The organism is Pseudomonas sp. RHF3.3-3, from assembly GCF_048069595.1.
Lineage (GTDB): Bacteria > Pseudomonadota > Gammaproteobacteria > Pseudomonadales > Pseudomonadaceae > Aquipseudomonas > Aquipseudomonas fuscovaginae_B.
Genome location: NZ_CP182250.1, coordinates 1,578,315 through 1,603,532, shown reverse-complemented (window position 1 = coordinate 1,603,532; position 25,218 = coordinate 1,578,315). Strand labels below are relative to the sequence as shown.

At 63.4% G+C, this 25,218-nt stretch carries 25 protein-coding genes; 19 read left to right on the top strand and 6 right to left on the bottom strand.

Annotation, left to right across the window (positions count from 1 at the left end; all coding sequences use genetic code 11):
• Window positions 1-5: 5 nt before the first annotated feature.
• Window positions 6-956: a PDR/VanB family oxidoreductase gene (locus ACMGT0_RS07240; RefSeq protein WP_416772002.1), complete on the bottom strand. Its 951-nt coding sequence runs from the start codon at window positions 954-956 to the stop codon at window positions 6-8.
• A gap of 143 nt (window positions 957-1,099) precedes the next feature.
• Between ACMGT0_RS07240 and ACMGT0_RS07235 the strand changes: the two genes are divergently transcribed.
• Window positions 1,100-1,780 carry a helix-turn-helix transcriptional regulator gene (locus tag ACMGT0_RS07235; protein WP_239687976.1) on the top strand — a complete coding sequence of 227 codons (681 nt, stop codon included), beginning with the start codon at window positions 1,100-1,102 and terminating at the stop codon, window positions 1,778-1,780.
• Here ACMGT0_RS07235 and ACMGT0_RS07230 read toward each other — a convergent pair.
• Window positions 1,760-1,987, bottom strand: coding sequence for a hypothetical protein (locus ACMGT0_RS07230; protein ID WP_239687977.1), 228 nt, complete (start codon window positions 1,985-1,987; stop codon window positions 1,760-1,762). The genes ACMGT0_RS07235 and ACMGT0_RS07230 overlap by 21 nt on opposite strands.
• Before the next feature lie 145 nt (window positions 1,988-2,132).
• On the opposite strand from ACMGT0_RS07230, the gene ACMGT0_RS07225 reads away from it, so the two are divergent.
• The 7 genes from ACMGT0_RS07225 to ACMGT0_RS07195 all read left to right on the top strand — a co-directional run bounded on the left by ACMGT0_RS07225 (window position 2,133) and on the right by ACMGT0_RS07195 (window position 7,646).
• Window positions 2,133-2,732 (top strand): acyl-homoserine-lactone synthase, encoded by a 600-nt coding sequence (locus ACMGT0_RS07225; protein WP_054058451.1) that lies wholly within the window; start codon window positions 2,133-2,135, stop codon window positions 2,730-2,732.
• 124 nt (window positions 2,733-2,856) lie between these two features.
• Window positions 2,857-3,738, top strand: coding sequence for a sugar phosphate isomerase/epimerase family protein (locus ACMGT0_RS07220; RefSeq protein WP_054058452.1), 882 nt, complete (start codon window positions 2,857-2,859; stop codon window positions 3,736-3,738).
• A 52-nt stretch (window positions 3,739-3,790) separates the two neighbouring features.
• Window positions 3,791-4,525, top strand: coding sequence for an AzlC family ABC transporter permease (locus ACMGT0_RS07215; protein ID WP_054058453.1), 735 nt, complete (start codon window positions 3,791-3,793; stop codon window positions 4,523-4,525).
• Window positions 4,522-4,866 carry an AzlD domain-containing protein gene (locus ACMGT0_RS07210; protein ID WP_054058454.1) on the top strand — a complete coding sequence of 115 codons (345 nt, stop codon included), beginning with the start codon at window positions 4,522-4,524 and terminating at the stop codon, window positions 4,864-4,866. Before ACMGT0_RS07215 ends, ACMGT0_RS07210 begins: the two co-directional genes overlap by 4 nt.
• Before the next feature lie 4 nt (window positions 4,867-4,870).
• Window positions 4,871-6,136, top strand: coding sequence for an aminotransferase class I/II-fold pyridoxal phosphate-dependent enzyme (locus ACMGT0_RS07205; RefSeq protein WP_054058455.1), 1,266 nt, complete (start codon window positions 4,871-4,873; stop codon window positions 6,134-6,136).
• A 73-nt stretch (window positions 6,137-6,209) separates the two neighbouring features.
• A complete protein-coding gene (locus tag ACMGT0_RS07200) occupies window positions 6,210-7,199 on the top strand; it encodes a threo-3-hydroxy-L-aspartate ammonia-lyase (RefSeq protein WP_054058456.1) in 990 nt (329 codons plus the stop codon).
• A 27-nt stretch (window positions 7,200-7,226) separates the two neighbouring features.
• Window positions 7,227-7,646 carry a hypothetical protein gene (locus ACMGT0_RS07195; protein ID WP_054058457.1) on the top strand — a complete coding sequence of 140 codons (420 nt, stop codon included), beginning with the start codon at window positions 7,227-7,229 and terminating at the stop codon, window positions 7,644-7,646.
• A 17-nt stretch (window positions 7,647-7,663) separates the two neighbouring features.
• Here the strand turns inward: ACMGT0_RS07195 and ACMGT0_RS07190 are convergent, their stop codons facing one another.
• Window positions 7,664-9,310 carry a Na+/H+ antiporter gene (locus tag ACMGT0_RS07190; RefSeq protein ID WP_054058458.1) on the bottom strand — a complete coding sequence of 549 codons (1,647 nt, stop codon included), beginning with the start codon at window positions 9,308-9,310 and terminating at the stop codon, window positions 7,664-7,666.
• A 271-nt stretch (window positions 9,311-9,581) separates the two neighbouring features.
• Between ACMGT0_RS07190 and ACMGT0_RS07185 the strand changes: the two genes are divergently transcribed.
• From ACMGT0_RS07185 to ACMGT0_RS07170, 4 genes are all read left to right on the top strand, one after another.
• Window positions 9,582-9,890: an arsenate reductase gene (locus ACMGT0_RS07185; protein ID WP_239687978.1), complete on the top strand. Its 309-nt coding sequence runs from the start codon at window positions 9,582-9,584 to the stop codon at window positions 9,888-9,890.
• Between the two features lie 46 nt (window positions 9,891-9,936).
• Window positions 9,937-10,971 (top strand): 2,3,4,5-tetrahydropyridine-2,6-dicarboxylate N-succinyltransferase, encoded by a 1,035-nt coding sequence (gene dapD / locus ACMGT0_RS07180; protein WP_273819421.1) that lies wholly within the window; start codon window positions 9,937-9,939, stop codon window positions 10,969-10,971.
• A gap of 227 nt (window positions 10,972-11,198) precedes the next feature.
• A complete protein-coding gene (locus tag ACMGT0_RS07175; RefSeq protein WP_054058461.1) occupies window positions 11,199-12,404 on the top strand; it encodes an aminotransferase class V-fold PLP-dependent enzyme in 1,206 nt (401 codons plus the stop codon).
• Window positions 12,401-12,808, top strand: coding sequence for a SufE family protein (locus ACMGT0_RS07170; protein WP_273819419.1), 408 nt, complete (start codon window positions 12,401-12,403; stop codon window positions 12,806-12,808). The genes ACMGT0_RS07175 and ACMGT0_RS07170 overlap by 4 nt, the downstream gene beginning before the upstream one ends.
• Before the next feature lie 34 nt (window positions 12,809-12,842).
• Here the strand turns inward: ACMGT0_RS07170 and tcdA are convergent, their stop codons facing one another.
• Window positions 12,843-13,655 (bottom strand): tRNA cyclic N6-threonylcarbamoyladenosine(37) synthase TcdA, encoded by an 813-nt coding sequence (gene tcdA, locus ACMGT0_RS07165; protein ID WP_273819418.1) that lies wholly within the window; start codon window positions 13,653-13,655, stop codon window positions 12,843-12,845.
• 244 nt (window positions 13,656-13,899) lie between these two features.
• Between tcdA and ACMGT0_RS07160 the strand changes: the two genes are divergently transcribed.
• The 4 genes from ACMGT0_RS07160 to ACMGT0_RS07145 all read left to right on the top strand — a co-directional run bounded on the left by ACMGT0_RS07160 (window position 13,900) and on the right by ACMGT0_RS07145 (window position 19,147).
• A complete protein-coding gene (locus ACMGT0_RS07160; RefSeq protein ID WP_054058464.1) occupies window positions 13,900-16,491 on the top strand; it encodes a glycosyltransferase in 2,592 nt (863 codons plus the stop codon).
• A gap of 233 nt (window positions 16,492-16,724) precedes the next feature.
• Window positions 16,725-17,876 (top strand): succinyl-diaminopimelate desuccinylase, encoded by a 1,152-nt coding sequence (gene dapE / locus ACMGT0_RS07155; RefSeq protein ID WP_054061844.1) that lies wholly within the window; start codon window positions 16,725-16,727, stop codon window positions 17,874-17,876.
• Window positions 17,876-18,685: a putative RNA methyltransferase gene (locus ACMGT0_RS07150; RefSeq protein WP_054058466.1), complete on the top strand. Its 810-nt coding sequence runs from the start codon at window positions 17,876-17,878 to the stop codon at window positions 18,683-18,685. The genes dapE and ACMGT0_RS07150 overlap by 1 nt, the downstream gene beginning before the upstream one ends.
• Window positions 18,686-18,769: 84 nt before the next feature.
• The gene (locus tag ACMGT0_RS07145; RefSeq protein WP_416771995.1) at window positions 18,770-19,147 is read left to right on the top strand and encodes a hypothetical protein; all 378 of its coding nucleotides are present in this window, start codon (window positions 18,770-18,772) and stop codon (window positions 19,145-19,147) included.
• A gap of 84 nt (window positions 19,148-19,231) precedes the next feature.
• Here ACMGT0_RS07145 and ACMGT0_RS07140 read toward each other — a convergent pair whose 3' ends face one another.
• The gene (locus tag ACMGT0_RS07140) at window positions 19,232-19,441 is read right to left on the bottom strand and encodes a cold shock domain-containing protein (protein ID WP_054058468.1); all 210 of its coding nucleotides are present in this window, start codon (window positions 19,439-19,441) and stop codon (window positions 19,232-19,234) included.
• Window positions 19,442-19,685: 244 nt separating this feature from the next.
• Between ACMGT0_RS07140 and plsB the strand changes: the two genes are divergently transcribed.
• Window positions 19,686-22,187 carry a glycerol-3-phosphate 1-O-acyltransferase PlsB gene (gene plsB, locus ACMGT0_RS07135; RefSeq protein WP_416771993.1) on the top strand — a complete coding sequence of 834 codons (2,502 nt, stop codon included), beginning with the start codon at window positions 19,686-19,688 and terminating at the stop codon, window positions 22,185-22,187.
• A gap of 61 nt (window positions 22,188-22,248) precedes the next feature.
• Here plsB and ACMGT0_RS07130 read toward each other — a convergent pair whose 3' ends face one another.
• Window positions 22,249-23,382: a hypothetical protein gene (locus ACMGT0_RS07130; RefSeq protein WP_416771991.1), complete on the bottom strand. Its 1,134-nt coding sequence runs from the start codon at window positions 23,380-23,382 to the stop codon at window positions 22,249-22,251.
• A gap of 350 nt (window positions 23,383-23,732) precedes the next feature.
• Between ACMGT0_RS07130 and ACMGT0_RS07125 the strand changes: the two genes are divergently transcribed.
• The gene (locus ACMGT0_RS07125) at window positions 23,733-24,353 is read left to right on the top strand and encodes a hypothetical protein (protein WP_054058471.1); all 621 of its coding nucleotides are present in this window, start codon (window positions 23,733-23,735) and stop codon (window positions 24,351-24,353) included.
• Between the two features lie 166 nt (window positions 24,354-24,519).
• Window positions 24,520-25,209: a DUF4197 domain-containing protein gene (locus tag ACMGT0_RS07120; RefSeq protein ID WP_054058472.1), complete on the top strand. Its 690-nt coding sequence runs from the start codon at window positions 24,520-24,522 to the stop codon at window positions 25,207-25,209.
• Window positions 25,210-25,218 lie beyond the last annotated feature (9 nt).

The window sequence follows — 25,218 nt, the reverse complement described above, 5'->3', positions numbered from 1 at the left end:
CTGAGCTAGATATCCAGCACCAACCGGTCGGACTTGCAGCCCGACACGCAGAGCATCATGGTCCTGCCCGAGGCACGCTCGGCAGGGCTGAGCACGAAATCGCGGTGATCAGGCGTCCCCTCCAGGACCACGGTTTCACAGGCCCCGCAAACGCCCTCCCGGCAACTGTAGGAAAGACTCTGCCCCGCAGCGATCAGCGTATCCAGCAGGCTGCCCTTTCCATCATGGTAGAGCTGCTTCGCGGAGCGCGAGAGCACCACTTCAAAGCCGCGGGCCCCACCCGGCTCCGGCAGTGCCGCGCCGCTGAAGCGCTCCGTATGGCCGTGCTCGATACCCAGCACCGTGCAGGCACGCTCGAACGCCTCCAGCATCGGCCCGGGGCCACAGCAATAGAAATGCGTGTCGCGAGGGTAGCCGCGCATCAGGGCCTGAAGGTCCGGAGCCCCGCCCTGCTGGTCATCGAAGTGGTAGTTCACCGAGCCGGGCAGGCTCTCCAGCTCGCCCCGAAACGCCACGTCCGCCGCCGAGCGCACGCAATACAGCATGTCGACGGCAGCCCCCTTGCCGGCCAGGTGCCGGGCGATGCTCAGGAGCGGTGTGATACCGATGCCGCCAGCGATGAAAACGGCCCGGCTGGCACTGCCTGCCGGGAAATTGTTGCGCGGCGCCGAAGCCTTGAGCAGCCCACCCACCCGCAGGTGTTTATGAATGAACGCCGACCCTCCGCGGCTCTGACGATCATGGAGTACGCCGAGACGGTAGTGACTGAGGTCCGTCGGGCAACTCACCAGCGAATAGCTGCGCACCAGCCCGTTGGGCAGATGCAGGTCGATATGGGCTCCGGCCTCGAATGCCGGCAGGTGCCCGGGGCCGACCGGCGCCAGGTCTATCGAGACGATGCTGGGGGTTTCCCGGGTGATGTTCCTGACGCGGACGGTCTGTAGGCTGGCGTTCATAACAACTTCCTTGTATATATCGAGGCATAGAGGCTATTGACCTCGTTTGGAGCAGGCCTCTATCTCTGACAAAAATAATGATTCACCGATACCGGATTTTTTCTATGCTACTTATGGATGAATGTATAGAGCTGTTAAGTGCAATGGATGCACGCACCTGGTTCCAGTCGCTTGTTCTATCCGTGCAGAAACTCGGATACAGTCAGGTCCTGTATGCCCTGAAACCCAACAAGGAGGCACAGAACAGTACGGCACAGATCATGAGCAACTTTCCAGAATCCTGGCGAAGCCTTTATGATAACGAGAATTACTCCAGTATCGATCCTGTCGTTTCCCATAGTTTCTCATCCTCGCTTCCCATTCTCTGGGAAGACAAACTCTACAAAACCAAAAGAGAAAGGGAGTTCGCCGAAGAAGCCCGGCGGGCCGGACTCAGCCAGGGTCTGACGCTGCCCATCCACGGGGCCCAGGGCCAGGTCGGCATGCTCAGCCTGAGCTGCGAATCGATGCCGCAAAACGAGTACTCACAAGTCCTGCAACACAGCATCCCCGCAGCCAGCATGCTGCGTGACTACGCGGTAACGAGCGGCAGCAACTTCTTTCTCCAGAACTCCAACTCGAATACACCTCACCTGACACCTCGGGAACTGGAAATACTGCATTGGGCATGGGCCGAAAAAACCACCTGGGAAATTGGCAAGATTCTCAGCCTGGCAGAGCCCACCGTCGAATTTCACTTCAAGAACATTCGCCGCAAACTCAATGTCAGCTCCAGGCGGCTCGCCGTGGCCAGAGCCATACAACTAGACCTCATGACGCCCTAGGCCACCCTCACGGGCCGACACGGAGAGCAGATCGTTGTCATCGATCCGGCCAGCCACATACAGGCTGAGCAGCACCAGCAGGCTGGCCGAACCGTTGCCCCCACACTCCAGCCGGCTCGCGGCCGGCTGGCTCAACCCGAACAGGCCCCAGAACGCCTCCTGGCTCTTGCCCAACTGCAACCGCAAGGCAACGGCCTGCCTGATCAAACTTCGCTCCACCCTCATTTCGGCGCCTTCGCAGGGAAACCCAGACGATATTCGACTCCCGCCCGGCCAGCCACCTATCAGATTGATAGGCTACTAATTATCCACACTGGATATATAAATACCTCGTCTTTTCGAGGTAACTTCCATGAATATAGCCATTGATAAAAGAAACAACTTCGACGATATATGCCTGGAAAAAATGCATATCCTGAGAGCCAAGATATTCCGCGACAAGAAAGATTGGGATGTCAGTGTCATCGGTGGCATGGAGATTGATGGCTACGATGCACTGAACCCCTATTACATGATCCTGCAGGATGCCGGCCTCGATGAAAGTGTCCGCGGCTGTTGGCGACTCTTGCCCACTACCGGCCCGAATATGCTGGCCGATACTTTCCCGGAACTTCTGGCAGGCGCCCCGGTTCCCTGCGCGGAGGACACCTGGGAACTCAGTCGCTTTGCCATCTGCCAGCAGGGCGGTCGCTCCTATGCATTTTCCGAGCAGTCGCTGATCGCTATACGGGCGGTCGTCCACTTTGGTGTCGAGCGTGGCCTGAAGCGATTCGTCACGGTGACCACGGTGGGCGTCGAGAAACTGCTCATTCGGCTCGGCCTGGATATCCGGCGACTGGGCCCGGCCAAGACCATCGGTGTGGAACGCGCCGTTGCGCTGTCCATCGCCCTGAACCGGAAAACGCTGGACGCCCTGGAGAAAACCGAGGCCGCGTCCAACCTGTCAAACTGATAGGTTGTCCCGCCCACGGATTGATAGATGATTTGCCCCCACACCGGGCCCGTCCCGGTTGCCACCACGAGAGGCAAACACCACCGCTCTCATCATAAATACAATTGGACTGTGGAGAAGACACATGGAAACCGTGACCGATTTGCCAAAAGGCGCCACCAACGCATTCGCCAGCCGCGAAACCTGGCCAGCATTCATTACCGCCACCGCCCAGCAAGACTATCTGGCAGCCGAGGCGGGCCTGCAGCGGGCCCTGGAACAGGGTTACAGCCATTGGTACATCGACGGCAGCCTTGAAGGCGAACGTCCCTCCGACTTCACAGCGCAACGCCTGGCGGCGCTGAACGAACTGATCGCCAGCAGCGGCGTGAAACCGATTTTCCACGGCAACTTCAAGGCCCCGCTGGGCAGCGATGTCGAGGACCTGGCCGCCGCCGCCCTGGACTACGTGAAAAAAGAGGTCGATATCTGCGCCGCATTGGGCGGTGCGCCACTGATCGTCCACGGCGGTGGCGTGGTCGAGCCGCGTCTGGTCAAGGAAGCCCGCCAGAAGGGCCTGGAGGGTCTGGTTGGCAACCTCCGGGAACTGGTGGCCTATGGCAAGGCCCGGGGCGTCGAGATCTGGCTGGAGAACCTGTGCAACTACACCCGCTTCCACCCCTTCTATTACATCTGCACCACGGCAGACGAGGTCGGGCATGTGCTGGAGTCCGTTCCCGGCCTGCACATGTTCCTGGACGTGTCCCACGCCTACGTCAATGAGGGCGATCCCCTGTCGTTCTTCTGGAAATTCAGCGACCGGGTCGTTGGCATGTCTTTCAGTGACAACAACGGTGACCGGGATTCGCATTTCCCGCTGGGCCAGGGCAACCTCGATTTTCCGGGCCTGATCGATGCCATTCAGTACACCGGCTGGAAAGGCATGGTCGGTTTTGAAACCCGTGGCGGCACCCTGCGTGGCAGTGTCGATTTTCTCAACCAACTCGTAGCGTCCTGCGCTCGATAATCTGCAGCGCTGACGGCGGATTCGCTTCGCCGTCAGCGCCAGGAGCTCCCTCATGGCAAACCAAGCGTCGATCACCGATTCGCCCGGCGAACAACGCCGGGCCAGTCGTAACTCCTTCACCGAAGGTTGCATCGATTCACTCCCCGTCTGCCTGACCTTCATGTTCCTTTTCTTTTCCATCGGGGCCGCCAGTCGGGATGCCGGGTTCACGGGCCTGCAGGCCCTGATCATGACCTTCACCGTGCATGCGGCGCCGTTGCAGGTGTTCCTCGCCCAACACGGCGCGAACCTGACGGTGATGTCGATCCTGTTCACCACGCTGGTGGTCAACTTCCGCTTCCTGATCATGTCCTCGGTGTTGACCGAGCACTTCAAGGGCGTGCCGCTGTGGAAGTCGTTGCTGTCCGCCCAGTTGCTGTCGATCTCCACCTTCACCCTGTCCAACGCCAAGAAGGGCATGATCGCCAACGTCTACAACTATTACCTGGGCTGTGGCATCAGCACCCTGTCGATCGCCATCGTCGCCACCGGCCTGGGCTACTGGGTCAGCGGCGATCAGAACCCGCTGCTGCAATCGGTGATCGGCGTGATCCTGCCGATCCACTTCACCGTGCTCGCCTCACTCGCCTGGCCAAAACTCAAGCCGATGATCGCCACCGGTGCCGGCTTCGCCCTGACCCCGATCGTCGGTCGCTACCTGCACGACTACCAGATCTTCGTGGTGCCGTTCGCACTCGGAGCCGCCCTCCTGATCTGGGACGAACTGTTCGAACGGAAGAGCCAATGAACAACTGGACGCTTATCCTCGTCGCCTCGCTCGCCTCCTACGTGCTGCGCGCGCTGCCCATCCTGGTCTTTCACAAACTGCCGATCGCTTCCGATGGCTTGATCTATCGATTCCTCAACTATGCGGCCTTTGGCGTCATGGGCGGCATCATCTACTCCGCCCTGCTGGGCGAGCGTTACTACGACGACTGGCTGGGGCACTTCGAAAACCCCACGGCCCTGCTGAAGCTGGCCACCCTGTGCCTCGCCGTCTTTCTCGCCGCGCGTTTCCGGGGAGTATTCAAGACACTCTTCATCTGCCTCGGCTTTTTCATCGCCATGACCTTCTTCGTAGGAGCTTGATGCAATGCCCGACTCTCGCCCGACACAGCCGGACCTGGAGAAACTGCGTGCACGCCACGCCGAACTTCGCGACCGCCAACAGCCGATCAACATGACCCGCGGCCTGCCATCGCCCGAGCAGATCGCCCTGTCCCATGACTTTCTCAGCCTGCCCGGCAGCCACCCGTTCGCCTCCGCCGACGGCCAGGACTGGCTCAACTACGGTGGGCTGCAGGGCGTCAAGGAGGTCCGTGAGCTGTTCGGCCCGGCGCTGCTGGGGCTTCCCGCCGACCAGGTGGCCATCGGCGAGAACTCCAGCCTGGCGCTGATGCATGAAGCCATCGGCCATGCCTGGATCCGGGGCTTCGCCGGCATGCAGCCGTGGGGCAAGGCCGACAAGGTGCGCTTCATCTGCCCTGAACCTGGCTACGACCGGCACTTCTCGATCTGCGAGTATTACGGCATCGAGATGGTCCCCGTGGTGTTGAACGAAGACGGGCCGGACATGGACGAGGTCGAACGGCTGGTCGCCAGCGACCCGAGCATTCGAGGCATGTGGTGCGTTCCCCGGCACGCCAACCCCAACGGCGCGATCTACAGCCAGCAAGTGGTCAACCGACTGGCCAGCATGTTGACCGCAGCCCGGGATTTCCGGCTGTTCTGGGACAACGCCTATGCGGTCCACGACTTCCACGACCACACCGAGCCGGCCCCCGACGTCTACGCGGCCTGCGTCCGCGCAAACAACCCGGAGCGGGCGATCCTGTTCGCCTCGACCTCGAAAATGGTCATTCCCAGTTCCGGCATCGCGATGATCGGCGGCAGTCCCGAAACCCTGCGCTGGTGGCTGCAGTGCCGCCAGTACAAGACGATCGGCCCGGACAAGGTCAATCAGGTCAGACACCTGATGTTCTTCCAGACGGCGGACAACCTCAGGGCCCACATGAAGCGCCATGGCCAATCCCTGGGGGCGAAGTTCCAGCGGGTCCGGCAGATCTTCAGCCAGCACCTGACAGGCCTGCCGGAGGTCAGTTGGTCACATCCCAGCGGTGGTTATTTCATCACCCTGCTGGTGCCCGAAGGGCTGGCCGGACGGGTTGTGGATATCGCCCAGGAGGCAGGCGTGAAAATGACCCCCGCCGGGGCCACCCACTGCCACGGTCACGATGCCCGGCAACGCCACCTGCGCATTGCGCCGTCCTACCTCAACCTCGCGCAGATCGAGCAGGCAGCCGAGGTCATCGCCAACTCGGTAAGGCTGGCCTGCGCCGAGCGCGAGCCCGGCCGCTGACGACCTGCCCGGCACCCTGGCATGACGGGCAGCCCCCGTCATGTCGTTTCATCGCACCACTCCAGGAGTCGCCATGAGCGAACTGTCATTGCCCACTGCACAGGATGTGCAGGCTGCCGCCCTACGCCTTGCGGGGCACGTACGGCGCACCCCGGTGTTCACCTCCTCCACCCTCGACACCTGGCTGGGAAACCGGGTCCATTTCAAATGCGAGCAGTTCCAGCGCATGGGGGCGTTCAAGATACGCGGCGCGCTCAACGCCCTGATGCAACTCGATGCCACCGCCAGGCAGCGGGGCGTGGTGGCCTACTCCTCGGGCAACCACGCCCAGGGGATAGCCCTGGCCGCGCGGGAGCTCGGGATTCCCGCCGTGATCGTCATGCCCTCGGACGCGCCAGCCGCGAAGAAGGCCGCGACACTGGGCTACGGCGCGTCCGTGGTCGAATATGACCGCCACGCCGAAGATCGCCTGGCGATCGCCCGACAACTGCAACAGGACCACGACTACACGTTTATCCCGCCATTCGATCACCCCGATATCATTGCCGGGCAAGGCACCGCCGCCCTGGAACTGTTCGAAGAGGTGGGGCAACTGGACGCGCTCCTGGTACCGGTGGGCGGCGGCGGACTGATTGCCGGCACGGCGCTGATCGCCAGCTCGATGTCTCCGGCCTGCGAGATCTTCGGAGTGGAACCGGAGGCCGGCAACGATGCGCAGCGTTCTCTGCACTCGGGCTCACTGGTCACCATCGCCACACCCATTACCATCGCCGACGGAGCCCAGAGCCAGTCACTGGGCAAACTGACCTTTCCGATCATCCGGGAACGGGTCACCGACATCGTGACCGTCACCGATGAGGAGTTGCTGCGGGCCATGCATTTCCTCGCCGAAAGAATGAATCTCGTCGTCGAACCCACCGGCTGCCTGGCGGCGGCCGCAGCGTTCAAGATGCGCGAACAGCTTCGGGGCAAACGGGTTGGCGTGATATTGTCAGGTGGAAATGTGGACCTCGCACACTACGCCCGCCTGCTGCTCGAGCTGCCCGGGCCCTCGGGGCACTAGTGCATAGAACATGGAGAGAAACTCGTTATGAAGGACCGGCTCATAGACGCCCAGACCCTGCTCGGCCTTGCCGTGGAATCATCGGGCATAACGGTGGACTGTGCCTGCCTTCGGCGCAATCTGCAGGGTTGGAGCAGTTGGCCGGTGGGCTATCAGGAAGAAGCCTTTACAGCGATCGGCACACTGTCGAAGTACCCTCCGGAAGAGGCGGTCATCGACGAGTACCACCCCGAGGGCACGACCTACTGGTCACCCGAGGCCCCCATCGCACCGCTCTATTACCCCTACAACCAGTCCACCGTGTGGTGCTGTTCCCATTGCAGGCGCCTGTACCTTCGCCACAACGATGACGGTGCCTACCATGTGGAACGGCGTATCCGCAGCGTTCAGCCAGAACGGGTGGTGGACGCTCCCCACGCCAACGACGGCCGCGAACCGGGTTGGTGAGCCCGCCAGCCCCGGCGCTATTTCACCTGCCCCAGATTGGCCTCGCTCAGGTCCAGTTCACCCAGCACCTCACGCAACGCATCATCCCCGATCTGGTGGTGACGCCGCAGGCTGTAAAGCTCCAGGCGCTGTGCCCGCAGCGCCTTCAAGCGCAGGCGCCGCTCCAGCAGGTCCATCTGGAAGGCCAGGGCCTGGGCCTCGGCGGAATCGTTGAACACCTCCAGTTGATGCCGATACTCGGACATGATCCGCGCCTTCAGTTCGGTGGCCAGCGCCGCCTGGGCAGCATCCGCGACAGCATTGGGCTCGGCCGCTTCCTCGATCTCCAGGGCACGGATCGCCGCCTCGGCGGTGCGCCGCCAGGCCTCGCGGACCTCATGGCGACGGGCATCGTCCGGGCTCGGCGCGACATCGCGCAACAACACCGGCAAGGCGACACAGGCCGCCACCAGCGACAACAGGATCACCCCCGCGGCAATGAAGATCAGCAGGTCACGCTCGGGGAAATCGGTGCCCGGAGCGATCAGCAGCGGCACCGACATCACACCGGCCAGGGTCACCGCCCCGCGCACGCCGCCAAACGTCAACAGCCAGCAGGAACGCGCCTTGGGCATCGACGTCAGTTCACTTTTGCCGCGCCAGCGACGCAGCAGCACCGACAGCCGCCAGATGCTCTGTACCCAGACATAACGCAATACCAGCAGCACCAGGAAGATCGCCAGCACATCCAGGCAACGATAGAGAAGCGTCGGCCACAGCGAGGTTTCATGGCTGGCCACCGCCTTGACGATATCCGGCAATTGCAGGCCCAGCAGCAGGAAGATCAGGCCGTTGAAGGCAAACTCCAGCAGTGACCAGACGCTGCGATTGAGCAGCCGGGTGCTGGTCTGCCGGGGTAGCAGATCGAGCCAGCTCTGCATCATCCCCGCCGCCACCGCCGACAGGATACCCGAGACACCCAGACGCTCGGCCAGGACATAGGCGGCAAACGGCAACAGCAACATGAACACCACATGGGTCGCCGGATCGTCCCAGCCGCGGGCAATCATCCAGGCCCTGAGCCGCCCGACCAGCCAGCTCAACACGACACCGGTGGCCAGCCCGCCGATGGCGACCAGCAGGAACGTGAGGCTGGCGCTGGCCAGGGAAAACACCCCGGTGATGGCCGCCGCCAGGGCGAACTTGAAGGTCACCAGGCCCGAGGCGTCGTTCATCAGCGCCTCGCCCTGCAACATGTGCATCAACGGCGTGGGCAGGCGGTTCTGGGCAATCGCCGAAACCGCCACGGCATCGGTGGGCGACAGCACCGCGGCCAGGGCAAAGGCCACCGGCAGGGGAATGCCCGGCAATAACCAGTGGATGAAGCAACCGGCACCGACCACGGTGAACAGCACCAGCCCCACCGCCAAGGTCAGCACCGGACCGCGCAAACGCCAGAACTCGCGCTTGGGCATGCGCCAACCATCGGAGAACAGCAGCGGTGGCAGGAACATGAAGAGAAACAGCTCGGGGTCCAGGGCAACGTGCAGGCCGAGGGTCGGCCACGCCAGCGCCGCGCCCGCGGCGATCTGCACCAGGGGCAAGGGCAATGGAATCACCCGCGCCAGCAACCGCGAGACGCCGACCAGCATCAGCAGAATGAGGACGGTGTAGGCGGTTTGCATAAGGCGACTTCCCAATCGTTCAACAAGCTATCCGGCAACAATCAGCCGCCAAAGTGCCATATTAACCGCTTAATCTGCCGCGCGGACGTTGCACCAAGGTCGCAAGGGCGATTCCTGCCAGCCGAACGGACAGGTACGGGGTTGGCCCCGAACCGACTCGGCCATGGCATAATTACCGACTGTTCATCTCGCATATCTGCAAAAGGGGGCAATTCCCGTGACCGATACGAGCAACACATTGCGCCTTTTCGGAATCAAGGCCTGCGACACCATGAAAAAGGCTCGCACCTGGCTGGAAGAACACGCGATAGCCTACGACTTCCATGACTACAAGACCGCCGGCATCGACCGCGAGAACCTGACCCGCTGGTGCAACGAGCATGGCTGGGAAGTGCTGCTCAACCGCGCCGGCACCACCTTTCGCAAGCTCGACGACGCCAGCAAGGCCGATCTCGACCAGGCGAAGGCGATCGAGCTGATGCTCGCCCAACCCTCGATGATCAAGCGCCCGGTGCTCGATCTCGGCAACCGAACCCTGATTGGCTTCAAGCCAGATAGCTACGCGGCGGCCCTCAACTGAGCCAGAGTGCTCAGGGCCCACACTCAATTTCGCAAGAGGTAACTGCATGTCCACCAATCTGTTCAGCCTGGGCTTCGGTGTCGGTACCCAGAATCGTCAAGGTGCCTGGCTGGAAGTGTTCTACGCACAGCCACTGATCCAGCCATCGGCCGACCTGATCGCGGCAGTCGCCCCGGTACTGGGCTACACCGGCGGCAACCAGGCCATCAGCTTCACCCCCGCGCAGGCCTCGCAACTGGCCGAAGCCGTCAAGGGCATCGACGCCGCACAGGCCGCCCTGCTGACCCGCCTGGCCGAAAGCCACAAGCCGCTGGTCGCCACCCTGCTGGCCGAAGACGCCCAACTGAGCTCCACCCCCGAGGCCTACCTCAAGCTGCACCTGCTGTCCCACCGCCTGGTCAAGCCGCACGGCCTGAGCCTGGCTGGCGTGTTCCCGCTGCTGCCGAACGTGGCCTGGACCAGCCAGGGCGCGATCGACCTGGCCGAACTGGCCGAACACCAGCTCGAAGCGCGCCTGCGTGGCGAACTGCTGGAAGTGTTCTCGGTGGACAAGTTCCCGAAAATGACCGACTACGTGGTGCCGAGCGGCGTGCGTATCGCTGACAGCGCACGTATCCGCCTGGGTGCCTACATCGGCGAAGGCACCACCGTGATGCACGAAGGCTTCGTCAACTTCAACGCCGGCACCGAAGGCCCGGGCATGATCGAAGGCCGTGTCTCGGCGGGCGTGTTCGTCGGCAAGGGTTCCGACCTGGGTGGCGGCTGCTCGACCATGGGCACCCTGTCGGGCGGCGGCAACATCGTGATCAAGGTCGGCGAAGGCTGCCTGATCGGCGCCAACGCCGGTATCGGTATCCCGCTGGGTGACCGCAACACCGTCGAGTCGGGCCTGTACGTGACCGCCGGTACCAAGGTCGCGCTGCTCGATGAAAATAACCAGCTGGTCAAGGTGGTCAAGGCCCGTGACCTGGCCGGCCAACCGGACCTGCTGTTCCGTCGCAACTCGGAAACCGGCGCCGTGGAATGCAAGACCCACAAGTCGGCCATCGAGCTGAACGAAGCGCTGCACGCGCACAACTGATGGCGCCCTCCCTCTGGGAGCCGGCTTGCTGGCGATAGCGATGTTCCAGGCAGCAGGGATGCAGGCTGCTGGAATCGCTTTCGCCTGTAGCAGCCGAGCTTGCCCGCGAAAGAGCCCGCGAAGCCTTTGACGGCCTCAAGAGCCCTTTCGCGGGCAAGTCGGATCGCCGCACCGCCGGCTCCTACAGGTTTTCGTTTCCCCCGCCCACGCTGAACAGGGCCCACACCATGCTGATACCCTCCCCCTGGCGTGCCGACTTCCCGGCCCTCGCCGCTCTGCAACGGCAGGACCAGACCTACCTGGACAGCGCCGCCACCACGCAGAAACCCCAGGCCCTGCTCGACGCCCTGACGCATTACTACGCCAACGGCGCAGCCAACGTGCACCGTGCCCAGCACCTGCCCGGCGCCCACGCGACCCAGGCCTTCGAAGACAGCCGGCTGAAGGTCGGCCAATGGCTGGGGGCTGGCGACAGCGGGCAGGTCATCTTCACCCACGGTGCCACTGCGGCACTGAACCTCCTGGCCTACGGTCTGGAGCCACTATTGCAACAGGGCGATGAACTGGTCGTCAGCGCCCTGGAACACCACGCCAACCTGTTGCCCTGGCAACAACTGGCACAACGCCGCGGGCTCAAGCTGGTGGTCCTGCCGATCAACGCAGCCGGCCTGATCGACCTCGACGCCGCGCTCGGCCTGATCGGTGAGCGAACCCGCCTGCTGGCCGTCAGCCAACTGTCCAACGTGCTCGGTGCCTGGCAGCCGCTGCCGCAGCTGTTGGCCCGGGCGAAAGCCTGCGGCGCCCTGACGGTCGTCGACGGCGCACAGGGCGTCGTGCACGGTCGTCATGACGTGCAGGCGCTGGGTTGCGACTTTTATGTCTTTTCCAGCCACAAGCTCTACGGCCCTGATGGGCTGGGCGTGCTCTACGGTCGTCACGAGGCACTGCGGCAGCTGCGCCATTGGCAGTTCGGTGGCGAGATGGTCCAGGACGCCGACTACCAGCACGCCAGCTTCCGCGCCGCCCCCCTCGGATTCGAAGCCGGAACGCCGCCGATTGCCAGTGTGATCGGCCTGGGCGCGACCCTCGACTATCTCGCCGGGCTGGACCAGGCCGCGGTGCTCGCCCACGAAGCGGCGCTGCACGCCCATCTGCTGCAGGGCCTCAGGGTACGCAACGGTATCCAGTTGCTGGGCGAGCCGCAGTTGGCATTGGCCAGTTTCACCGTCGAAGGCGTGCACAGTGCCGACCTCGCCCACCTGCTGACCGAGCAGGGCATTGCCGTCCGCGCCGGCCATCACTGCGCGATGCCGTTGATGAAGCGACTCGGGCTGAGCGGGGCGATCCGCGTGTCGCTGGGGCTGTACAACGATTCCGATGACCTGGAGCGCTTTTTCGAGGCACTGGACCAGGCACTGGAGCTGTTGCGATGAACTTGCCGGGCGAAGCACAGGCTGCCCTGGACAGCTTTCGGGCGGCGGCCGGCTGGGAACAGCGGGCCCGCCTGTTGATGCAATGGGGCGAGCGCCTGCCCGCCTTGGACGAGGCCGAGAAAAACCAGGCCAACCGGGTGCACGGCTGCGAGAGCCAGGTCTGGTTGACCGGCAGCCTGCGGGACGGTCAGTGGCATTTCGTCGCCAGCAGCGATGCACGAATGATCCGTGGGCTGGTGGCGCTGCTGCTGGTACGGGTCAACGGCCTGGGCGCCGAAGAACTGCAAGGGATCGACCTGGCGGACTGGTTCAACCAGCTCGGGCTGTCACGGCAACTGTCGCCGTCGCGCAGCAATGGCCTGAATGCCGTACTGCAGCGCATGCGCGAACTCACTGGAGCCTAGGGCACCGTGGCTGTGGCTCCGGCCCATGCCCGCGTCACTGGGCGGGCCTGGCACGCTCCGACGGCCGCCGCACGCCGGCGACCAGCTTGTCCACCGCCTTGGTCGCCGCAACCATGCCGAAGGTCGCCGTGACCATCATCACCGCACCGAAGCCACCGGCACAGTCCAGCTTCACGCCGTCACCAACAAAACTCTTCTGCAGACAGATGCCGCCATCGGGTTTCGGATAACGCAACTGCTCGGAAGAAAACACGCAGGGCACGCTGTAATGGCGATTGACCGTGCGGGAGAAGCCGTAGTCGCGACGCAGGGTCGACCGCACCTTGGAGGCCAGCGGATCGTTGAAGGTACGGTTCAGGTCGCAGACCTGGATCTGTGTCGGGTCGATCTGCCCACCCGCGCCGCCGGTGGTGATGATCTGGATCTTGCGCCGCTTGCACCAGGCGATCAGCGCCGCCTTGGCGTTGACGCTGTCGATGCAGTCGATCACGCAGTCGATCTGCCCGGTGATGTATTCGGCCATGGTGTCGCGGGTGACGAAGTCCGTTACCGCATGCACGCGACAATCCGGGTTGATGCCCTTGAGCCGCTCGGCCATGACGTCGACCTTGGCCCGCCCCACCGTGCTGTCCAGGGCATGCAACTGGCGGTTGCTGTTGCTGACGCAGACATCGTCGAGATCGAACAGGGAAATCTCCCCGACGCCGCAACGGGCGATCGCCTCGGCCGCCCAGGAACCGACCCCGCCCACACCGACGATGGCCACGTGAGCCGCCTTCAGCCGCTCCAGACCTTCAATGCCATACAACCGGGCAACGCCGGCAAACCGCGGATCTTCTGCACTCATGACCAATCACCGGAAAAATCGGCGCGCATTATAGGCCCATCGCAGGCAGCAGGCACCTTCAGCCTACGAATGGCGGCCACATGAGCGAAAATGACAACATCTTCACAAGAAACCAGCTACAAAGACTCAGGAAAGAACTTAAACCAAAGGCCATTGCCTAAGCTCGGCGGTGTTCCAGCACGAATCCCACGTGTAGGATGCGCGCCGCGCAGTTCAACGTTCTACTTCGGAACCCGAAATCTCTATGTCATCGCGTAAATTTGGACTCAACCTGGTGGTGGTGCTGGCAATCGCCGCGCTGTTCACCGGTTTCTGGGCGTTGATCAACCGTCCGGTCTCGGCCCCCAACTGGCCGGAACACATCTCCGGCTTCTCCTACTCTCCGTTCCAGCAGGGTCAGTTCCCCCAGAAGGACCAGTACCCGACCGACGATGAAATGCGTCGTGACCTGGAGATCATCAGCAAGCTGACCGACAACATCCGGATCTACTCGGTCGACGGCACGCTGCAGGACATCCCCAAGCTGGCCGAGGAATTCGGCCTGCGGGTGACCCTGGGCATCTGGATCAGCCCGGACCAGGAGCGCAACGAGCGGGAAATCGCCCGGGCCATCGAGCTGGCCAACACCTCGCGCAGCGTGGTTCGCGTGGTGGTGGGTAACGAGGCGATCTTCCGCAAGGAAATCACCGCCAAGGAACTCGGTGTGCTGCTCGATCGCGTACGCGCTGCGGTGAAGGTGCCGGTGACCACTTCCGAACAGTGGCACATCTGGGAACACAACCCGGAACTGGCCAGGCACGTCGACCTGATCGCCGCGCACATCCTGCCGTACTGGGAATTCATCCCGATGGAGAAATCCGGCCAGTACGTACTCGACCGCGCCCGCGAACTCAAACGCATGTTCCCGAAAAAGCCGCTGCTGCTGTCGGAAGTCGGCTGGCCGAGCAACGGCCGCATGCGCGGTGGCGCCGATGCGACCCAGGCCGACCAGGCGATCTACCTGCGTACGCTGGTGAACAAGCTCAACCGCCAGGGCTTCAACTACTTCGTCATCGAAGCCTTCGACCAGCCCTGGAAAGCCAGTGACGAAGGCTCGGTGGGCGCCTACTGGGGCGTGTACAACGCCGCGCGCCAGCAGAAATTCAACTTCGAAGGGCCAGTGGTGGCCATTCCGCAGTGGCGGGTCCTGGCCATCGGCTCGGTGGTGCTGGCGATGCTGTCCCTGGCGGTCCTGCTGATCGACGGCTCGGCACTGCGCCAGCGCGGCCGCACCTTCCTGACCTTCATCGCCTTCCTTTGCGGTTCGGTACTGGTGTGGATCGGCTACGACTACAGCCAGCAATACAGCACCTGGTTCAGCCTGACCGTGGGCTTCCTGCTCGCCCTCGGTGCGCTGGGGGTGTTCATCGTGCTGCTGACCGAGGCCCACGAACTGGCCGAAGCGGTGTGGACCCACAAGCGCCGCCGGGAATTCCTGCCGGTCGAGGGTGAGTCGGACTACCGCCCGAAAGTCTCGATCCACGTGCCGTGCTACAACGAGCCGCCGGAGATGGTCAAACAGACCCTCGACGCCCTGGCCGCCCTCGACTATCCGGACTACGAAGTCCTGATCATCGACAACAACACCAAGGACCCTGCGGTCTGGGAGCCGGTGCAGGCCTACTGCGAGACCCTCGGCCCGCGCTTCCGTTTCTTCCACGTCGCGCCCCTGGCCGGTTTCAAGGGCGGTGCGCTGAACTACCTGATTCCGCATACCGCCAAGGATGCCGAGGTCATCGCGGTGATCGACTCGGACTACTGCGTCGACCGCAACTGGCTCAAGCACATGGTGCCGCACTTCGCCGATCCGAAGATCGCCATCGTGCAGTCGCCGCAGGACTACCGCGACCAGAACGAGAGCACCTTCAAGAAGCTCTGCTACTCCGAGTACAAGGGTTTCTTCCACATCGGCATGGTCACTCGCAACGATCGTGACGCGATCATCCAGCACGGCACCATGACCATGACCCGTCGTTCGGTCCTGGAAGAACTGGGCTGGGCCGACTGGTGTATCTGCGAAGACGCCGAACTGGGCCTGCGGGTGTTCGAAAAAGGCCTGTCGGCTGCCTATCACCACCACAGCTACGGCAAGGGGTTGATGCCCGATACCTTCATCGACTTCAAGAAGCAGCGTTTCCGCTGGGCCTATGGCGCGATCCAGATCATCAAGCGGCACACCGCGAGCCTGCTGCGCGGCCGCGACACCGAACTGACCCGCGGCCAGCGCTACCACTTCCTCGCCGGCTGGCTGCCGTGGATCGCCGACGGCATGAACATCTTCTTCACCGTGGGCGCGCTGCTCTGGTCGTCGGCGATGATCATCGTGCCGCAACGGGTCGACCCGCCGCTGATGATCTTCGCGATCCCGCCCCTGGCGCTGTTCGCCTTCAAGGTGGGCAAGATCCTGTTCCTGTACCGGCGCGCGGTCGGCGTCAACATGAAGGACGCCTTCGCCGCCGCGCTGGCCGGCCTGGCGTTGTCGCACACCATCGCCAAGGCGGTGCTGTACGGTTTCTTCACCAGCAGCATTCCGTTTTTCCGCACGCCGAAGAACGCCGACAAGCACGGTTTCTGGGTGGCGATCTCGGAAGCCCGTGAAGAGCTGTTCATCATGCTGCTGTTGTGGGGCGCAGCCCTGGGGATCTACCTGGTGCAGGGCATGCCGAGCAACGACATGCGCTTCTGGGTCGCCATGCTGCTGGTGCAGTCGCTGCCGTACGTGGCCGCGCTGTTCATGGCCTTCGTTTCCTCGCTGCCGAAACCGGCCGAAGAGCCTGAGCAGGTGCCGGCGGCATAAAGTCGATGCGATCCTCTAAACGGCGGCCTATGGTCGCCGTTTTGCTTTAAGATATCCGCCATTTTCTGCGCCCTGGTCGAGCACGACTCCACGGCCAAACCCAAATACTGTGGCAGCGGACTTGTGTGGGAGCGGGCTTGCCCGCGAAGCTTGCGGCGCGCTTGTGCCTCCTTCGCGGTCAAGCCCGCTCCCACAGCAGACCGAGCCCGTCTTTCATGTTTTCGGAGTTTCCCATGACGGCCCACGCCGAGCTTTCGCCGACCCTGCAACTTGCCTGTGATCTGATCCGCCGCCCATCGGTGACACCGGTCGACGCCGACTGCCAGAAACTGATGATGCAGCGCCTGGGCGATGCCGGTTTCCAGCTGGAACCGATGCGCATCGAGGACGTGGACAACTTCTGGGCCACCCACGGTCGCCACGACGGCCCGGTGCTGTGCTTCGCCGGCCACACCGACGTGGTCCCGACCGGCCCGGTACAGGCCTGGCAGAACGATCCGTTCGATGCGCTGATCGACGAGCACGGCATGCTCTGCGGGCGTGGCGCCGCCGACATGAAGGGCAGCCTCGCGGCGATGGTCGTCGCGGCCGAGCGTTTTGTCGCGGACTACCCGGACCACAAGGGCTCGGTGGCCTTCCTGATCACCAGCGATGAAGAGGGCCCGGCCCATCACGGCACCAAGGCCGTGGTCGAGCGCCTGGCCGCGCGCAACGAGCGCCTGGACTGGTGCATCGTCGGCGAACCGTCGAGCACCTCGCTGGTCGGCGACGTGGTGAAGAACGGCCGTCGCGGCTCCCTCGGCGCCAAGCTGACCATCCGCGGCGTGCAGGGCCACGTGGCCTATCCGCACCTGGCGCAGAACCCGATCCACCTGGCCGCGCCCGCTCTCGCCGAGCTGGCGGCCGAGCACTGGGACGACGGCAATGCCTTCTTCCCGCCGACCAGCTTCCAGATCTCCAACGTCAATTCCGGCACCGGCGCGACCAACGTGATCCCCGGCGAACTGGTGGCGCTGTTCAACTTCCGCTTCTCCACCGAGTCGACCGTCGAGGGCCTGCAGCAACGGGTCGCGGCGATCCTCGACAAACACCAGCTGGACTGGCACGTGGACTGGGCATTGTCCGGCCTGCCGTTCCTGACCGAGCCGGGCGCGCTGCTCGACGCGGTCTCCTCCAGCATCCGCGAGATCACCGGGCGCGAAACCAAGGCCTCGACCAGCGGCGGCACCTCCGACGGACGCTTCATCGCCACTCTCGGCAGCCAGGTGGTGGAACTCGGCCCGGTCAACGCGACCATTCACCAGGTCAACGAGCGGGTCTTGGCCAGCGACCTCGATGTGCTGACCGAAATCTACTACCAGACCCTGATCAAGTTGCTCGCCTGATGCTCACCTGCCCTCTTTGCAGTGCACCGCTGGGCGCGGTCGACAATGGCGTGGCCTGCCCGGCCGGGCATCGTTTCGACCGGGCCCGCCAGGGTTACCTGAACCTGCTGCCGGTGCAGCACAAGAACAGCCGCGATCCCGGCGACAACCAGGCCATGGTCGAGGCCCGGCGTGATTTCCTCAACGCCGGCCACTACGCGCCGGTGGCCCGCCGCCTGGCCGAACTGGCCGCCGAACGGGCCCCGCAACGCTGGGTCGATATCGGCTGTGGCGAAGGCTACTACACCGCGCAGATCGCCGAGGCACTGCCGACGGCCGACGGCTATGCCCTGGACATCTCCCGCGAAGCGGTGAAGCGGGCCTGCCGGCGCAATCCGCAACTGACCTGGTTGATCGCCAGCATGGCACGCATTCCACTGCCGGACGCCAGTTGCCAGTTTCTCGCCAGTGTCTTCAGCCCGCTGGACTGGCAGGAAGCCAAACGCCTGCTCAGTCCCGGTGGCGGCCTGATGAAGGTCGGCCCGACCAGCGGCCACCTGATGGAACTGCGCGAACAGCTCTATGACGAAGTCCGCGAGTACACCGACGACAAGCACCTGGCCCTGGTGCCGGAAGGCATGGCGCTGCAGCACAGCGAAGTCCTCGACTTCAAGCTGCGCCTGGAACGGCCCGCCGACCGTGCCAACCTGCTGGCCATGACCCCGCACGGCTGGCGCGCCAGCGCCGAACGCCGCGCCCGGGTGATCGAGCAGGCCGAACCGTTCGAGGTCAGCGTGTCGATGCGCTACGATTACTTCGTTCTGCAATGATCCCCATGACCCAACTCGCCAACCCCGGTTGGCGAGCGCCAGAATCCGCGAATGGATTTTTCAGCAGCCGCAGCGAGGACATCCATGCGCCAGCCTGATATCGAGATTTACCTGAAAGACGCCGACGTCGACCACAAGGCGATTACCGCCTGGCTGGGCGAAGCGCTCGGTCCGTGCAGCGAGTGGACGCAGAAGGGCCAGACCTGGAAATGCAAGGCCGGCGGCGTACCGGTGACCTGGCTGCCCAAAGCCGTGGGCAAGTGGAACAGCCTGTACCTGGAAAGCGACCAGACGCCGTGGGACGACGACATCGCCTGTGCCCGCGCCGCTTTTGCCGCGCTGCAGGTGGAGGTGCGTTGCGCGCCGGGAAGTTGGGTCGAGGAGGAAGGCGAGGAAAGTGCCGACCGCTGGATTCGTGTCAGCGCCGACGGCGAAGAAGAGATCAACTGGCGCACAGCCTGAGGGGGAACGTCGTTCGCAGGATTGATGCACGACGCGAGTGCTTGTGGGAGCCGGCGGTCCGGCTCCCACAGGATGGCGTGAGGGTTACAAGCCCACCACGTCCTCGGCCTGCAGGCCCTTCTGGCCTTCCACCACCGCGTACTCGACCTGCTGTCCCTCGGTCAGCGAGCGGTGGCCCTGGCCACGAATCGCGCGATAGTGCACGAACACATCCGCCCCACCTTCACGCTGGATGAAGCCATAGCCCTTGGCATCGTTGAACCACTTCACACTGCCTGTCTCGCGAGTTGCCATGAATCCGTACTCCTTTTTTATTATCGAGTGAACCCCGCTCGCAGGGTTCTCCAAGCCTGATCGCCAGAACTTCGGATGACGCTCGGGGGTCATACCGCTGAGGGCGAATACCGGAGTATAAGACAGCACGAAAAACTCTCAATCAATATTACTTCGTTGCGTTTTTGCCGATTTTCGCCAGATACGGCACACTACTCCCCGCCCGAGCAAACGCTCGGTTCATTCCATCTGAAGCAGAAATCGTATGACCCGTTCGCCGTTCCGCCGTCTAGTGTTTGGCACCCTGCGCCGCCTCCTGTACCTGTGGGTGCGCTCGGAGACGATCAACCAGTCGTCCCTGACCCTCAACCTCGACCGCAGCCGCCCGGTGTTCTACGTTCTGCAATCGCCGTCGCTGAGCGACCTGGCGGTGGTCGACCACGAATGCACCCGGGCCGGTCTGCCACGCCCGGTGCTACCGGTGTCGGTCGGCCCGCTGCTGGAGCCGGCGGCGTTTTTCTACCTGACTCCGGAGCCCGACTGGCTCGGCCGTCATGACAAGCGCGGGGCGCCGCCAACCCTGACCCGCCTGGTCGATGCCCTGAGCCAGAATCCTGTCGAGGACGCCCTGGTCATCCCGGTCAGCGTGTTCTGGGGCCAATCGCCGGACAGCGAATCGAGCCCGTGGAAACTGCTGTTCGCCGACAGTTGGGCGGTCACAGGTCGCCTGCGCCGCCTGCTGAGCATCCTGATTCTCGGCCGCAAGACCCGCGTGCAGTTCTCCGCGCCGATCCATCTGCGCGAACTGGTGGAACACAACAAGGGCCACGAGCGCACCGTGCGCATGGCCCAGCGCATTCTGCGGGTACACTTGCGCAACCTGAAAACCGCGGTCATCGGTCCCGACCTGTCGCACCGGCGCAACCTGGTCAAGGGCCTGGTCAACGAGCCGCAGGTACGCCAGGCGATCCTCGAACACGCCCAGCGCGAAAACATCCCGGCGGAAAAGGCCAAGGCCCAGGCACTGCGCTACGGCAACGAAATCGCCTCGGACTACACCTACACGGCGATCCGCTTCCTCGAAGTGGTGCTGAGCTGGTTCTGGAACAAGATCTACGACGGTATCCGCGTCAACCATATCGAAAACGTGCAATCCGTGGCCCAGGGGCACGAGGTGATCTACGTGCCCTGCCATCGCAGCCATATCGACTACCTGCTGCTGTCCTACCTGCTGTTCCGCAACGGACTGACCCCGCCGCACATCGCCGCCGGGATCAACCTCAACATGCCGCTGATCGGCGGCCTGCTGCGCCGTGGCGGGGCGTTCTTCATGCGCCGCACCTTCAAGGGCAACCCGCTCTACACCTCGGTCTTCAACGAATACCTGCATACGCTGTTCACCAAGGGTTTTCCGGTGGAGTACTTCGTCGAGGGCGGCCGCTCGCGTACCGGACGCATGCTACGGCCCAAGACCGGCATGCTGGCCATTACCCTGCGCAGTTTCCTGCGTTCCTCGCGGATGCCGATCGTCTTCGTCCCGGTCTATATCGGCTATGAACGGGTGCTGGAAGGCCGGACCTACCTCGGCGAACTGCGCGGCGCCAGCAAGAAGAAGGAGTCGATCTTCGACATCTTCAAGGTCATCGGTGCGCTCAAGCAGCGCTTCGGCCAGGTCGCGGTCAACTTCGGCGAGCCGATCAAGCTGGCCGACTTCCTCGACCAGGAACAGCCGGGCTGGCGCGCCGAGGAACTCGGCCCGCAATTCAGGCCGGACTGGCTGAGCGCGACCACCAACCGCCTGGGCGAGCGCGTGGCGCGCAACCTCAACGAAGCGGCGGCGATCAACCCGGTGAACCTGGTGGCCCTGGCCCTGCTCTCCACCAGCCGCCTGGCCCTGGACGACCGTGCCCTGGCCCGGGTGCTCGACCTCTACCTGGCGCTGCTGCGCCGCGTCCCCTACTCGCCGCACACCACCCTGCCCGAGGGAGATGGCCGGGCGCTGATCCAGCACGTCAAGGACATGGACCTGCTCGCCGAACAGAACGATGCGCTGGGCAAGATCCTTTACCTGGACGAACAGAACGCGGTACTGATGACCTACTACCGCAACAACGTCCTGCACATCTTCGCCCTGCCGGCATTGCTGGCGAGCTTCTTCCAGAGCTCATCACGCATGAGCCGCGAGCAGTTGCTGCGCTACACCCGGGCGCTGTACCCGTACCTGCAGTCGGAGCTGTTCATCCGCTGGTCGCTGGACGAACTCGACGCGGTGGTCGATCAATGGCTTGAGGCCTTCGTCGAGCAGGGACTGCTGCGTTTCGAGAATGCGGTCTACCTGCGCCCGGCGCCGAGTTCACGGCATTTCGTGCTGCTGACCCTGTTGTCGAGAAGCATCGCCCAGACCCTGCAACGCTTCTACATGGCAATCTCGCTGCTGCTCAACAGCGGCCAGCACAGTATCAGCGCCGAGGAACTGGAGGACCTGTGCACGATCATGGCCCAGCGCCTGTCGATCCTGCACGGTCTCAATGCCCCGGAGTTCTTCGACAAGAGCCTGTTCCGCCACTTCATCCAGACTCTGCTCGACCTCGACGTTCTGCGCCGCGACGAAGCCGGCAAGCTCAGTTACCACGAACTGCTCGGCGAGCTGGCCGAGGGTGCGGCCAAGCGGGTACTGCCGGCGGAAATACGCCTTTCGATCCGCCAGGTGACATTGCACGACACCGGCCCGGAGCAGAAGAGCGACATCAGTCCCGACGCCGCCTGATCCTCACCGACAACCCCAGGCCAGCCAACCTGGGGTTCATCGCGCAAAGGCTGTGCGCAACTCAGCCGTTGCGATATCCACCCCCCGCCTTTCCCTCGTGCATGGCATGCTGGATATCGTTATAGAGTTGATTGGCCTCCTGGGCCGTAATGGATCTGGCACAGTCTCTCAGGACGATTCTCAAGAGCACGTTTTCCTGCCCTTCGAGCATGCCCAGACGATCCAGTGCCTGCGGTGGCAATTGCCCATGGCTCCAGCGCCCCAGCAGGCGCATCTCTTCAATCCAGCCACTACGCACACCGGCGGCCTGCAACATCGACTCGGTCAGTTCCTCCTCGCTCTGTCCCGGCGTCACGGCCAGCGAGATATCGCGAGTGACCGAAGGCAGACGAGAGACCGGCACCCAGGGATCGAGGCTATTCATTTGTGCCTGGATACGGGGCAGAGGGTCCCTGAGCAGGCGGATATCGGGAATTCCCTTGCGCAACATCGCCAGACGATCCAACCCCATGCCCATGGCCAGGCCTCCATGCTGAAGCGGATCGAGCCCGAGTCTTTCGAGCAGGGAGCGGGCGATACAACCACACTCAAGCACCTCCACCGACTGCTGCGCCGAGACGACATTGATCTCGATCCCCCCCTCGGTGTAGTGGTGAGGGCTGTCCTGACACGTCCAGGCATGATCGGGCAGCGCGGCCTTCAGAACATCGCCGACCAGCTTCAGCAGCGACTCCCGGCAGGACAGCGGTGGATCACCCATGACCCAAATGTCCATCTGGTGCGGTTGCGCACAATGGAGACGGTCGCGCGTGTCGCGCCTGAACGTAATACCGGGGGCAGCGAGCAGCATGGTTTCCCCCGGCTTTCGCGCCCTTGCTGCCTCGACCAGTGCGGGAGGAATCAGACTGGTCGTCTGGGTTCGCAACAATTGTGATTCGCTGATCCAGCGGGTGTGGTCGCTGCCGAGAGTGACTTCGTCAGGCGCATAGCCAAGCAGGGCGTAGTTCTGCTCGGCGGTGACGATCCGCGGTCCGCGGATAACCCGGGGAGCCGGCCAACCCTGTGCCTCAAGCCCGCCGAGCACACACTGGGCAATCAGCCCCACCGCATGCACAGGTACCTCGAACTCGGAAAGATCGGCAATCTGCATGGCCTGGCTGATTTGCGCGTCGCACAGGTATCGTCTGGATGACATGGGTTCACTCCACGGTTCTCAAGCGCAATACATGTATCGCACCCGCCGCAACGCCAGCGATAACCCCATGTCCTTTTCTGTCGTAGCAACAAGGATCAGTAAATGTCGGGCTATTCCGACAAGAACTGTAAAAACACGCTCTTGCCCACAGCTGGCAACACTCGGCTGCAGGCAGCCCTGCAAGGCGACAGGCACAGGGCCAATCAGCCGATCTACATCAGATAACCGGCAACCCAACGACAGACAATTCGGCAAAGCAACAACGATATTTCATCGCCGAATTTCCCCGGCAAACACTCGTATAGACTGGACCCTGCGTTGCCTTTGACGCGTTCGATAAGGATATCGAGATGACTGCGAAAAACCTCGTCACAGCTGTTTTCCACTTTCCGCCGGACTATGCCATTCCGGCCCGGGCGCAAACCCGGATCACCCTACGCAACCGCGATACCCATGCCATCCTCGGCACCTGGAGCAGCGCCGACCTGCCATCACGCAGCCCCTGGCGCTTCGTGTTCGAACTGCCCCAGGACCTGCGCTACAACAGCAGGATAGAGATCGAGTTCGACATGAGCGTCGATGGCGCCTCGCTGCTGGCCGACATCCGCTACAACTTCAGATGGCGCAAGGACAACCAGGAGGCGAGCTTTCACCTGAGCCCACCTGGCTACCTGTACCTGAGCGCGGCGCTGGTGCCGCTGATCGGCACGGACGAGAACACCCTGGCCAACCTGAAACTGGTCGCCCTCAACGACTCCGGCCTGCCGCCTTACATCCTCTGCGAGGAGATCACCCTGCTCAAGGGCGCGATCCCCCGCTACCTGCGTTATGACCCCAGCCGGGTCAAGCCCGGCCAGCTCTACGAAACCCAGGGCAGCTTCGGCAGCCGGCGCAAGTTCACCATGAAACCCATTCCCCGGACCGTCGTATTGCAGAAGGAAAAGCCACAGAACCTGACCCTCAGGGCCTGAAGCCCGGCAATGTCTTCGATCAGCGCTCGCATCGAACTCGCCGGCCAGCTACTGTTATCACCAGCGGACAGCCCGGCGCCCGTTCGAGCGGCCTGTTTCCACAGCCTTCGCCGAAGCGTGCCGACTCCGCCCGGTCATTTTCTCTTTTCGCATAAGGAAGCTTTCCATGCTCCGTCCTTCCCTACGTCTGGCCAGCCTCTGCGCCGGCCTGCTGATCTCCGCCAACGCGCTGGCCCTGTCCCTGGGCAGCCTGTCCCAGGGCGAAGCCTCGGGCGGGCTCAAGGACGCCCTGGCCCAGGGGGCCGTCGCCGCCGTCACGACGCTCGGCAAGCCGGGTGGCTTCAGCAACAACCCTGAAGTGAAGATCGAACTGCCGGGCAAGCTGGGCAAGGTCGCCAGCAAGATGAAGCAGTTCGGCATGGGTGCCCAGGTCGACCAGCTGGAAACCAGCATGAACAAGGCGGCCGAGGCAGCCATGCCCCAGGCCCAGGCGCTGCTGGTGGATGCGGTGAAGAAGATGACCGTGAATGACGCCAAGAGCATTCTCAGCGGCGGCAAGGACTCGGCCACCCAGTACCTGGACAAGACCAGCCGCGAGCAGATCCGCGCCAAGTTCCTGCCGATCGTCAAGCAGGCCACCGACCAGGTCGGCCTGGCCCAGCAGTACAACTCGTTCGCCGGGCAGGCGGCGACCCTCGGCGTGATCGACGCCAAGAGTGCCAACATTGAAAGCTACGTGACCGAAAAGGCGCTGGACGGTCTGTTCAAGCTGATCGCCCAGAAAGAGGAAGGTATCCGGGCCAACCCGGCTGAAGCGGCTACCAGCCTGGCGAAGAAGGTGTTTGGCGCGCTGTGATGCAGCAGC

Coding starts and splice junctions, on each gene's coding strand:
- ACMGT0_RS07240 (WP_416772002.1), bottom strand. CDS start 956: ATGAACGCCAGCCTACAGACCGTCCGCGTCAGGAACATCACCCGGGAA.
- ACMGT0_RS07120 (WP_054058472.1), top strand. CDS start 24,520: ATGCTCCGTCCTTCCCTACGTCTGGCCAGCCTCTGCGCCGGCCTGCTG.
- ACMGT0_RS07190 (WP_054058458.1), bottom strand. CDS start 9,310: ATGCAAACCGCCTACACCGTCCTCATTCTGCTGATGCTGGTCGGCGTC.
- ACMGT0_RS07195 (WP_054058457.1), top strand. CDS start 7,227: ATGAAGGACCGGCTCATAGACGCCCAGACCCTGCTCGGCCTTGCCGTG.
- dapE (WP_054061844.1), top strand. CDS start 16,725: ATGACGGCCCACGCCGAGCTTTCGCCGACCCTGCAACTTGCCTGTGAT.
- ACMGT0_RS07235 (WP_239687976.1), top strand. CDS start 1,100: ATGGATGCACGCACCTGGTTCCAGTCGCTTGTTCTATCCGTGCAGAAA.
- ACMGT0_RS07140 (WP_054058468.1), bottom strand. CDS start 19,441: ATGGCAACTCGCGAGACAGGCAGTGTGAAGTGGTTCAACGATGCCAAG.
- ACMGT0_RS07185 (WP_239687978.1), top strand. CDS start 9,582: ATGAAAAAGGCTCGCACCTGGCTGGAAGAACACGCGATAGCCTACGAC.
- ACMGT0_RS07210 (WP_054058454.1), top strand. CDS start 4,522: ATGAACAACTGGACGCTTATCCTCGTCGCCTCGCTCGCCTCCTACGTG.
- dapD (WP_273819421.1), top strand. CDS start 9,937: ATGTCCACCAATCTGTTCAGCCTGGGCTTCGGTGTCGGTACCCAGAAT.
- ACMGT0_RS07160 (WP_054058464.1), top strand. CDS start 13,900: ATGTCATCGCGTAAATTTGGACTCAACCTGGTGGTGGTGCTGGCAATC.
- ACMGT0_RS07175 (WP_054058461.1), top strand. CDS start 11,199: ATGCTGATACCCTCCCCCTGGCGTGCCGACTTCCCGGCCCTCGCCGCT.
- ACMGT0_RS07150 (WP_054058466.1), top strand. CDS start 17,876: ATGCTCACCTGCCCTCTTTGCAGTGCACCGCTGGGCGCGGTCGACAAT.
- ACMGT0_RS07200 (WP_054058456.1), top strand. CDS start 6,210: ATGAGCGAACTGTCATTGCCCACTGCACAGGATGTGCAGGCTGCCGCC.
- plsB (WP_416771993.1), top strand. CDS start 19,686: ATGACCCGTTCGCCGTTCCGCCGTCTAGTGTTTGGCACCCTGCGCCGC.
- ACMGT0_RS07145 (WP_416771995.1), top strand. CDS start 18,770: ATGCGCCAGCCTGATATCGAGATTTACCTGAAAGACGCCGACGTCGAC.
- tcdA (WP_273819418.1), bottom strand. CDS start 13,655: ATGAGTGCAGAAGATCCGCGGTTTGCCGGCGTTGCCCGGTTGTATGGC.
- ACMGT0_RS07130 (WP_416771991.1), bottom strand. CDS start 23,382: ATGTCATCCAGACGATACCTGTGCGACGCGCAAATCAGCCAGGCCATG.
- ACMGT0_RS07125 (WP_054058471.1), top strand. CDS start 23,733: ATGACTGCGAAAAACCTCGTCACAGCTGTTTTCCACTTTCCGCCGGAC.
- ACMGT0_RS07220 (WP_054058452.1), top strand. CDS start 2,857: ATGGAAACCGTGACCGATTTGCCAAAAGGCGCCACCAACGCATTCGCC.
- ACMGT0_RS07225 (WP_054058451.1), top strand. CDS start 2,133: ATGAATATAGCCATTGATAAAAGAAACAACTTCGACGATATATGCCTG.
- ACMGT0_RS07170 (WP_273819419.1), top strand. CDS start 12,401: ATGAACTTGCCGGGCGAAGCACAGGCTGCCCTGGACAGCTTTCGGGCG.
- ACMGT0_RS07215 (WP_054058453.1), top strand. CDS start 3,791: ATGGCAAACCAAGCGTCGATCACCGATTCGCCCGGCGAACAACGCCGG.
- ACMGT0_RS07205 (WP_054058455.1), top strand. CDS start 4,871: ATGCCCGACTCTCGCCCGACACAGCCGGACCTGGAGAAACTGCGTGCA.